The sequence below is a fragment of the Curtobacterium sp. SP.BCo genome, from assembly GCF_051903265.1.
GTDB lineage: Bacteria > Actinomycetota > Actinomycetes > Actinomycetales > Microbacteriaceae > Curtobacterium.
Window position 1 is genome coordinate 2,550,653 of sequence record NZ_CP194337.1, and the last position, 9,799, is coordinate 2,560,451.

The window sequence follows — 9,799 nt, forward strand, 5'->3', positions numbered from 1 at the left end:
GGACGGGTGCTCACGAACGCGCCTGCGCTGCCGCGGCACGGAGGTCGGCGATGCGCTCGGCCGGCTCGCCGCCGTACACGGCCGACCCCGCCACGAGCGTGTCGGCACCGCTGCGCACCGCTTCGGGCACGGTGTCGACCGCGATGCCGCCGTCGACCTCGAGCCACACGTCGAGTCCGGAGGCGTCGACGGCCGCCCGCGCGTCGGCGAGCTTGGGCATCACCGACGGCATGAACGACTGGCCGCCGAAGCCCGGCTCCACCGTCATGAGCAGGATCATGTCGTAGGCGTCGAGGTGGTGCAGGACCTGCGTGATCGGGGTGCCGGGCTTCACGGCGACGGCCGCGCGGGCTCCGTTCGACCGGATCGCCGCAGCGGTCGCCACCGGGTCGTCCGCAGCCTCGAAGTGGAACGTCACGCTCGATGCGCCCGTCTCGGCGTACTTCGGCGCCTCGGTGTCCGCGTTCGTGATCATCAGGTGGACGTCGAGCGGCACCGGGGAGACCTCCTGCAGGCGTTGCACGATCGGCAGGCCCAGCGTGAGGTTCGGCACGAAGTGGTTGTCCATCACGTCGACGTGCACCAGGTCGGCGGTCTCGATGCGGTGGAGCTCGCGCTCGAGGTTCGCGAAGTCGGCAGACAGGATGCTCGGCGAGATGCGGATCGTCACCGGGCAAGCCTATCGGCGCGTCCGTGGTGCCCCGAGACCCGGGCCAGGGTGCCCGAGACTCGGGCCAGGGTGCCCGAGACTCGGGCCAGGGTGCCCGAGACTCGGCGCCGGCGACCGTCCTCGGGCCCCTCGGCGCGAGAACTGTCGCTCAGCCCGAGACTCGGCATCAGGGCACGTGACCCGGGCACCGCGTCACGCGGTGCGGCGGAACAGCGCGATGAACATCGCGTCGGTGCCGATCCGGTGCGGCCAGAGCTGCACGGTCTTGCCGTCCGCGACCTGCGGGTCCCGCGCGGCGACGGCGCGCACCACCCCGGCGGTGTCGAGCTGTTCGAGCACTCCCCCGTGCCGTGCCATCAGCGCGTCGACCTGCCCGCGCGTCTCCGCCAGGTGCGGTGAACACGTGACGTACGCCAGGGTCCCACCGGGCGCGAGCACCCGCACCGCGGCGTCGAGCAGTTCGGCCTGCAGCGCGGCGAGCTCCGGGACGTCCGCGGGCTGCTTCCGCCAGCGGGCCTCCGGGCGGCGCCGGAGCGCGCCGAGCCCGGTGCAGGGGGCGTCGAGGAGGATGCGGTCGAACGTGGTGCCCGCGCCGTCGTGGCCGTAGCGCCGGCCGTCGCCCTGCACGACGGTCACGGTGTCGTCGAAGCCCGCGAGGGCCTTCCGCACCAGACCGGCCCGCGCCGGCACCAGCTCGTTCGCCACCAGGGACGCGCCGGTGCGTGCGGCTTCCGCCGCGAGGAGCGCGGCCTTGCCACCGGGTCCGGCGCACATGTCGAGCCAGCGCTCCCCCGGACGCACCTCGGACGACCGGCTGAGCGCCAAGGCGGCGAGCTGCGAGCCCTCGTCCTGCACGCGGAGGCGCCCGGCGGTGACGCCCGGCACGCGGGCCGGGTCGCCGCTGATCCCGCGGATGCCGACCGGCGAGACCGGCAGGTCCGGCTCGTGGTCGCCGTCGGGGCCGGGAGGCGCGGCCTCCGTGTCGACGTCGACCTCCGCCGCCGGGTCGGCCGGCTCGGTGTCCCCGACGGGTGCGTCCTCGTCGTCGGTCACGTCGGCCCGTGCGGCGGCATGGCGTTCCGCGGCCGCCACGTCCGCTCCGGTGGCGAGACCGGGCAACGCGGCGAGTTGCACGCGCGGTGCGACGTTGTCGGCGGCGAGCAGGGCCGCGAGCTCGTCGCGCGAGCGTTCGGCGGCGAGGGCGTCACGGAGCGCGGAGACGACCCACACCGGGTGCGACCACCGGGCGGCGAGCAGGGCGTCGCCCCCGCGGCCCTCGGTGATGAGGGCGTCCCACTCGTCGTCGGTGCGGGCCCCGACCTTGCGCAGCACGGCGTTGACGAAGCCGGTGGCGCGGTGGGCGCCGACCTCGCGGGCGAGCTCGACCGTGGCCGACACGGCGGCGTGCGTCGGGGTGCGCATGCCGAGCAGCTGGTGGGCGCCGAGGCGCATGACGTCGAGCACGTCGGACTCGATGTCGTCGATCCGGCGACCGGAGGCGAGCGCCACGATCGCGTCGTAGCGGCCGAGCATCCGGATGGAGCCGTACGTCAGCTCGGTGGCGAACGCGGCGTCCCGCGCCGAGAGTCCGGCGCGACGGATGCGCGTCGGCAGCAGGAGGTTCGCGTAGGCGTCGTCGACCTGGACGGCACGGAGCACGTCGAAGGCGACCCGACGTGCGCTCGTCTGCCGGGGGCCGTGGTTCCGGCGCTGCCCGGTGCCCGCGCCGCTCACGCCAGGACCTTCCCGTCCAGCTCGCCGAGGCCACGTGCCCACGCGGCGGCGTCCATCGGCTTCTTGCCGGCGGGCTGCACCTCGGTGAGCACGAGCGGTGCGTCGGCGGTCCCGACGAGCAGCCGGCGGCCCTGGACCGTGAGCGCGCCGGGGGCGAGCGACGGGACGGGGTCTGTCGTGCCTCCCGGCAGTCTGGCGCTGCGGAGCAGCTTCACGCGCGTCTCGCCGAGGTGGGCGTACGCGCCGGGCTCGGGGGTGACCCCGCGCAGGTGGGCGTGCACGACGGCGGCCGGCGCGGCGAAGTCGATCCGGCCGTCGTCGATGGTGAGCTTCGGGGCGAGGGTCGGTTCGCCGACCTGCTCGCTGGCGACGGCCGTGCCGGCCGCGAGACCGTCGACGACTCGGGCGACCGTCTCGGCGCCGGTCTCGGCCATCGCGGCGAGGACCTCGCCCGAGGCGGCCTCCGGGTCGATGTCGAACGGGTCGCTCGCGTACACCGGGCCGGCGTCGAGCGCCTCGACGAGCTGGAACACCGTCGCGGCGGTCCGGGTGTCGCCGGCCATCACCGCGCGCTGGACCGGTGCCGCGCCGCGGTACTGCGGCAGGTCCGAGAAGTGCAGGTTGACCCAGCCGAGCCGCGGAGCGTCGAGCGCGGCGCGACGGAGCAACGCGCCGTACGCGACGATGACGCCGAGGTCGACCCGGAGGTCCGCGATGCGGGCGGTGACGTCGTCGTCGACCCGGGACGCCTCGATCACCGGGAGGCCGAGCTCCTCGGCGACCTGGGCGACGGGCGTCGGGGTGAGCACGCGCTTCCGGCCCTGCGGGGTCGCCGGACGGGTGAGCACCGCGGCGATCTCGTGCTCGGACGCCGCGAGGCGGCGGAGGGTGGGGACGGCCGCAGCGGGGCTGCCGGCGACGACGAGACGCATGGGTTCGATCCTCCCATGTACGCAGCAGCCGGACGACCGGGGCGGACATGGGTACCGTCGCCCGCAGCCGAACGAAGGGGTCCCACCATGTCCGACGTCACCACCGCCACCGACCGCTACGCGGGCTCGAGCATCCAGAAGCTCGCGCTCCTCGTCGGGGTCGTGTTCCTGCTCGTCGGCATCGCCGGGTTCGTCCCCGGGCTGACCACGGGTGACCTCGCCGGCGCCGGGCACGGCTCGATGGCGATGCTGCTCGGCCTGTTCCAGGTGTCCGTGCTGCACAACGTCGTGCACCTGCTGTTCGGCGTCGTCGGCCTGGTGGCGGCGCGGTACCCCACCGGGTCCCGGATGTACCTCGTGCTCGGCGGGGTGGTCTACTTCGTGCTCTGGGTGTACGGCCTCTTCACCGCCGGACACTCCTTCGGCGCGAACTTCGTGCCGCTGAACTGGGCGGACAACTGGCTGCACCTGGTGCTGGCGATCGGGATGGTGGCGCTCGGCGTGGTCTTCCCGCGCGAGCGCCCCCGCCCCGTCAGCGCTGCGTGACCGAGGCGTCCCGTGCTTCGGTGAAGGCCGTCACGCACCGCCGGACCTGCTCCTCGGAGTGCGCCGCCGACAGCTGCACGCGGATCCGCGCCCTGCCCTTCGGGACGACCGGGTAGCTGAACGCGGTGACGTAGATCCCGCGCGTCTGCATCTCGTCCGCGATCCGGGCGGTCAGTGCGGCGTCGTGGAACATCACGGGGACGATCGGGTGCTCGCCGGGCAGCAGCTCGAAGCCGGCGTCGGTCATGAGCGACCGGAACAGCGCAGCGTTCGACCGCAACCGGGCACGGGCGTCGTCCGAGCGCTCGATGAGGTCGAGGGCGGCCACGGTGCCCGCGGCGATCACCGGCGCGAGCGAGTTCGAGAACAGGTAGGGACGCGAGCGCTGCCGCAGCAGGTCGACGATCTCCTGCCGCGCCGCCACGTACCCGCCCGACGCCCCGCCGAGCGCCTTGCCGAACGTGCCCGTGTACACGTCGACCCGGTCCGCGACGCCGCACAGCTCCGGGGTGCCCCGACCGTGCTCGCCGATGAACCCGACGGCGTGCGAGTCGTCGACGATGACGAGCGCGTCGTACCGGTCGGCGAGGTCGCAGATCTCGGCGAGCGGCGCGATCGACCCGTCCATCGAGAACACGCCGTCGGTGACCACCGCGCGGAAGCGTGCGCCCTGTGCGGCGATCAGCTGCGCCTCGAGGTCGGCCACGTCGCGGTTCCGGTACCGGTACCGCTGCGCCTTCGACAGGCGGACCCCGTCGATGATCGAGGCGTGGTTCAACTCGTCGGAGATGATCGCGTCCTCGGCGCCGAGGAGGACCTCGAACAGGCCGCCGTTCGCGTCGAAGCAGGACGAGTAGAGGATCGTCGCCTCGGTGCCGAGGAACGCGGAGACCCGGCGCTCCAGGTCGAGGTGGAGGTCCTGCGTGCCGCAGATGAACCGCACGCTCGCCATGCCGTAGCCCCAGCGGTCGAGGGCGTCCTTCGCCGCGTCGACCAGGTCGGTGGAGTCGGCGAGGCCGAGGTAGTTGTTGGCGCAGAAGTTCAGCAGGTCGACGCCGTCGGCCTCGATCGCGGCGCGCTGCGGGCCGGCGATGCCGCGTTCCCGCTTCGTCAGCCCGGCGTCCTCGATGCCGGCGAGCTCCGCCGTGAGGTGGTCCTTGATCGCGCCGTACATCAGATCTCCGTCCAGTCGATGACGACCTTGCCGCCGTCCGCACTCGCCGCCGCGGCGAACGCGTCTTCCCAGTCCCCTGCCGCGAACCGCGCCGAGACGATCGATCCGATGCGGTCCCGCAGAACCGCACTGGTCTGCAGCATCGAGCTCATGGTCTGCCAGGTCTCGAACATCTCGCGTCCGTAGATGCCCTTCACGGTCAGCATGTGCGTGACGACCTTGCCCCAGTCGACCCCGATCTCCCCGGTCGGCAGCCCGAGCATCGCGATCCGGCCGCCGTGGTTCATCGTGTCGACCATCGACGGCAGGGCGCTGGGCGCGCCGGACATCTCGAAGCCGATGTCGAAGCCCTCCCGCATGCCGAGCCGGTCCTGGGCGCTGCGGAGTGCCGCCACCCCGTCGCCGCCGCTGACGTCCACCCCGAGGTCGGCACCCATCGCAGTCGCCATGGTGAGTCGGTTCGGGCTGACGTCGGTGCCGACGACGAACCGGGCGCCCGCGTGCCGGGCGACGGCGATCGCCATCAGCCCGATCGGGCCGCACCCGGTGACGAGCACGTCCTCGCCCACGACGGGGAACGCGAGCGCCGTGTGGACCGCGTTGCCGAGCGGGTCGAACAGTGCACCGACGTCGGGGTCGACGTCGGTGTGGTGCACCCAGACGTTCGCGCCGGGCAACGTGAGGTACTCGGCGAAGGCGCCGTCGCGCTGCACGCCGAGGCCCTTCGTCCGGATGCACATCTGGCGTCGGCCGGCTCGGCAGTTCCGGCAGGTGCCGCACACGATGTGCCCCTCGCCGGAGACCCGGTCCCCCACGGCGACGTCGCGGACGGCGGAACCGACCTCGACGACCTCGCCGAAGAACTCGTGGCCTGGGACGAGCGGGGCCGTCACCGCGGAGGCCGCCCAGTCGTCCCAGCGCCGGATGTGCAGGTCGGTACCGCAGATCCCGGTGCGGTGCACCCGGATGAGGACCTCGTCCTCGGTCGGGACCGGCACCGGTCGTTCGGTCATGATCAGTCCCGGAGCAGCGTCCGGCTTGTACAGCGCCTGCATCGGCGTCATCCGCGTCACCTCGTCGTGCGTGATGTGTGTCCATGGCGGCTCGTGACCGCCGTCGTCCAGCCTGGCACACGTCGTGCGCTGCGGCCGTGCATGTCGTGTGCACGGCGCGGCCTGGAGGCGCGGCGCGGCTCCGGTGCGTCGGCTGCGGTCCCCGTTCGGGCCCGGTCAGACCTCGCTGAACGGCTCCGCGTCGTCGAGGCGCACCCGGAGCGCCGGCGCGGCCCGCCGGCGGTTCCCACCGGGCAGCACCCGACGTGTCGAGGACCGTCGGATCACCTCGGCCTTCAGGGTCGCGGCGACCTCGGCGCCGTGCGCGTACGGGAAGCGCACGATCGCACGCACCGTCCCCGGGAGGGCGTCGTCCTCCACCGGCACCGGTCCGAGCACGGGACCGACCGTGAGGCCGTCGAGCGCCTCCACCGCCGCCGTGACTGCCTCGTCCGTGCCGGTCAACGTCGCCACCCGGACCGCCGGCGGGAAGTGCAGCTCCCGCCGGTCGGTGAGTTCGTCGTGCGCCGGTCCGTCGAGCCGCCAGAGCGCCATCGCGGTCGCGAGCTTCCCACCGATGCCGACGAGGTACGCCTCGGCACCCGGTGCCCCCTTCGCGGCGGCGTTCGTCCAGAACCGCAGGACGTCCTCCTGCACGCGGAGGCCCTCCCGGGCGAGCATGCGTTCGCCGTCGAGCAGGAGCACGCACGCGTAGCCGCCCGGCACCGAGGGCTCCGCGCCGCGCGTCGCGACGACGACCGACGGACGCGCGGGGACCTCGTCGAGCGGTCGTGAGCCGTCGGCGACCACGATCCGGGTGCCGGGGAAGGCGCGTCCGAGTTCGTCGGCGGTCCGTTGCGCTCCCTGCCCGACGGGCTTCACGGTGCCGTTGCCGCACGTCGGGCAGCGGAACCCGACCGCGAGGGCGCCGCAGAACCGGCACTGCGGCGTCGCGCCCCGGTGCGGGCTGCCGAGCGGGCCACCGCAGATCCGGCAGTGCGCCCGCTCGCCGCACTCCGCGCACACCAGGCCGGTACCGAACCCGGGGCTCGCGACCTGCACGAGGACGGCACCGTGCTGGCTGGCCTCGCGTGCGGCACGCCACGCGGAACTCGGGATCCGGGCCTGCGCCGCGTACCCCTCGGCGCCGGTCTGCTGCACGGTCGGGATGACCTTCGGCGTCCGCACCCGGTACGGCGTGACGTCCTGCAGCCAGTGCAGCTCCACCAGCCGCTGCACGTCGGTGCTCCGCGCGTGCGAGACGAAGAGCAATGCGGCTCCGGACTGCGCGGCGCGGACCAGTGCGACGTCACGGGTGTGCACGTAGGGCGCGCGGGGCTCGGTGAACGAGGCGTCGCCGTCGTCCCACATCGCGACGAGGCCGAGCTCGGTCGCCGGCGCGTACACCGCCGTGCGGTTCCCGATCGCGACCACCGCGTGGGTGCGTGCCTGCAGCAGGGCCTTCGCGCGCTGCCCGTTCGTCTGCTTGGCGTCGAACCGGACGACCCGTTCGGCCGGCAGCACCGCGAGGAGGGCCCGCTCGAGGTCGGTGACGTCACGGAAGTCGGGGACGGCGATGACGGCCGACTGCTCGGCGGCGACGGTGTGCGCGGCCGCCTGGGCGAGCGTGGCCGCCCAGCCCGGCACCCAGACGGGCTCGTCCACGTCGCCGAGGGCGACCGGGTGGGGGACGGCGGCGACCGCAGCGCGCCCGTGGTCGGCGAGCAGCGCCTCCAGGACGCCGTCGGCGTAGCCGGTGACGGGCGGCGGCTCGACCGCCGGTGGCGACCACGACGTGTCCCGCGCCAGCCACGCCTTCTCGGCGCGAACCTGGCGGGTCGGGACGGCGAGCCGGAGCACGTCGGACGCAACACCAGCGGCACGGTCGGCGACGGCACGCGCGAGCGTCCAGATCTCCGGTGCGAGGACCGGCACCGGCGACAGGACGGACTCGATCGAGCTCAGCTCGCCGGGGTACTCGCCCTCCGTGACGATCTCGACGACGTACGCGTCGGACATCCGCGCACCGGTCCGGAGCGGCACCTTCACCCGGACCCCCGGCACGCAGTCGTCCTCGAGCCCGTCCGGCACCCGGTAGTCGAACAGACGGTCCAACTGCGGGAGGGGCGAGTCGAGGACGACGCGCGCGACGGTGGTCACGCGGTGGCTCAGACGGTTGCGGCGACGAGTCCTGCGGCGGCGCGGAGTTCCTCGACACGGTCGAGCTGCTCCCAGGTGAAGCCGGGGAGCTCACGGCCGAAGTGACCGTACGTCGCGGTCTGCGCGTAGACCGGGCGGAGCAGGTCGAGGTCGCGGATGATCGCGGCCGGACGGAGGTCGAAGACCTGCAGGATCGCGGCCTCGATCGTCGCGTCGTCCACGTGACCGGTGCCGAACGACTCGACGTACAGCCCGACCGGCTTCGCACGACCGATCGCGTACGCGACCTGGACCTCGAGGCGGTCGGCGAGCCCGGCCGCCACGGCGTTCTTCGCGACCCAGCGCAGTGCGTAGGCGGCCGAACGGTCCACCTTCGACGGGTCCTTGCCGCTGAAGGCGCCACCGCCGTGCCGGGAGGCGCCGCCGTACGTGTCGACGATGACCTTGCGCCCGGTGAGGCCGGCGTCGCCCTGGGGGCCGCCGATCTCGAACCGACCGGTCGGGTTCACGATGACGTCGACGTGCGACGAGTCGAGGTCGACCAGGGCGAGGACGGGGAGGATCACGTGCTCGGTGACGGCAGCGGTCAGCTCGTCGAGCGTGACGGCCGGCGAGTGCTGCGTGGAGAGCACGACCGTCTCCACCGTCCTCGGCACGACACCGTCGTACCCGACCGTGACCTGGGTCTTGCCGTCCGGGCGCAGGAAGTCGAGCACGCCCGTCTTCCGGACCTCGGCGAGACGCTCGGCGAGCCGGTGCGCCAGCCAGATCGCCACCGGCATGTACTCCGGGGTCTCGTTCGTGGCGAAGCCGAACATGATGCCCTGGTCGCCGGCACCCTGGCGGTCGAGCGGGTCGACGCCGGCACCGGAGCGCGTGTCGAGTGACTCGTCGACGCCCTGGGCGATGTCCGGGGACTGCGCACCGATCGACACCTCGACGCCGCAGGTGGCCCCGTCGAACGACACCACGGACGAGTTGTACCCGATGCCGGTGATGACGTCGCGGACCAGCTTCGGGATCTCGACGTACCCGGAGGTCGTGACCTCGCCGGCGACGTGCACGAGCCCGGTCGTGACCATGGTCTCGACGGCGACACGCGCATGCGGGTCGACCGTGAGCAGCGCGTCGAGGATCGTGTCCGAGATCTGGTCGCAGATCTTGTCGGGGTGCCCCTCGGTCACCGACTCGGACGTGAAGAGGCGCAGGTTGCTGCTCGTCACCGCGGTCAGTCGGTGGGCTGCTGCTGCTTGGTGACCGTGAGCTTGTCCTCGTTGATCTCGTGCAACGCGACGGACAGCGGCTTGTCGTCGATCGTCGAGTCGACCAGCGGGCCGACGTTGTCGAAGAGCGAGCCCTCGTGCAGGTCGGCGTAGTAGTCGTTGATCTGGCGCGCACGCTTGGAGGCGAAGATGACGAGCGCGTACTTCGACTCCACCTTGGCGAGCAGGTCGTCGATGGGCGGGTCGATGATGCCCTGGGGGTTGGCCATGGTGTCTCCTGTCGACGGAAAGATCGGTCGCACCCGGCG

9 protein-coding genes are annotated in these 9,799 nt (G+C 73.1%); 1 reads left to right on the forward strand and 8 read right to left on the reverse strand.

The annotated features are described in order from the left end of the window. Positions 1 to 10: 10 nt before the first annotated feature. The 3 genes from rpe to fmt form a co-directional block, all read right to left on the reverse strand. Positions 11 to 670 carry a ribulose-phosphate 3-epimerase gene (rpe, locus tag ACRQ4B_RS12135; protein WP_439691683.1) on the reverse strand — a complete coding sequence of 220 codons (660 nt, stop codon included), beginning with the start codon at positions 668 to 670 and terminating at the stop codon, positions 11 to 13. A gap of 192 nt (positions 671 to 862) precedes the next feature. Continuing rightward, entirely contained in the window at positions 863 to 2,404 is a 1,542-nt protein-coding gene (locus ACRQ4B_RS12140; RefSeq protein WP_439691684.1) for an RsmB/NOP family class I SAM-dependent RNA methyltransferase, read from the reverse strand. Continuing rightward, the gene (gene fmt / locus ACRQ4B_RS12145; protein ID WP_439691685.1) at positions 2,401 to 3,336 is read right to left on the reverse strand and encodes a methionyl-tRNA formyltransferase; all 936 of its coding nucleotides are present in this window, start codon (positions 3,334 to 3,336) and stop codon (positions 2,401 to 2,403) included. Before fmt ends, ACRQ4B_RS12140 begins: the two co-directional genes overlap by 4 nt. 87 nt (positions 3,337 to 3,423) lie before the next feature. Here fmt and ACRQ4B_RS12150 point away from each other — a divergent pair, with 87 nt between their 5' ends. Further along, a complete protein-coding gene (locus ACRQ4B_RS12150) occupies positions 3,424 to 3,882 on the forward strand; it encodes a DUF4383 domain-containing protein (RefSeq protein ID WP_439691686.1) in 459 nt (152 codons plus the stop codon). Here the strand turns inward: ACRQ4B_RS12150 and ACRQ4B_RS12155 are convergent. The 5 genes from ACRQ4B_RS12155 to rpoZ form a co-directional block, all read right to left on the reverse strand. After that, the gene (locus tag ACRQ4B_RS12155; RefSeq protein ID WP_439691687.1) at positions 3,869 to 5,056 is read right to left on the reverse strand and encodes a glycine C-acetyltransferase; all 1,188 of its coding nucleotides are present in this window, start codon (positions 5,054 to 5,056) and stop codon (positions 3,869 to 3,871) included. The genes ACRQ4B_RS12150 and ACRQ4B_RS12155 overlap by 14 nt on opposite strands. Then, complete coding sequence (tdh, locus tag ACRQ4B_RS12160; protein ID WP_439694389.1) at positions 5,056 to 6,111, reverse strand: L-threonine 3-dehydrogenase; 1,056 nt, start codon at positions 6,109 to 6,111, stop codon at positions 5,056 to 5,058. Before tdh ends, ACRQ4B_RS12155 begins: the two co-directional genes overlap by 1 nt. A 174-nt stretch (positions 6,112 to 6,285) precedes the next feature. Next, the gene (locus ACRQ4B_RS12165; protein WP_439691688.1) at positions 6,286 to 8,268 is read right to left on the reverse strand and encodes a primosomal protein N'; all 1,983 of its coding nucleotides are present in this window, start codon (positions 8,266 to 8,268) and stop codon (positions 6,286 to 6,288) included. 8 nt (positions 8,269 to 8,276) lie between these two features. Continuing rightward, positions 8,277 to 9,491: a methionine adenosyltransferase gene (metK, locus tag ACRQ4B_RS12170; RefSeq protein ID WP_439691689.1), complete on the reverse strand. Its 1,215-nt coding sequence runs from the start codon at positions 9,489 to 9,491 to the stop codon at positions 8,277 to 8,279. A gap of 5 nt (positions 9,492 to 9,496) precedes the next feature. Beyond that, on the reverse strand, positions 9,497 to 9,760 hold the full coding sequence (rpoZ, locus tag ACRQ4B_RS12175; RefSeq protein WP_022906709.1) for a DNA-directed RNA polymerase subunit omega: 264 nt from the start codon (positions 9,758 to 9,760) through the stop codon (positions 9,497 to 9,499). Positions 9,761 to 9,799: the final 39 nt, after the last annotated feature.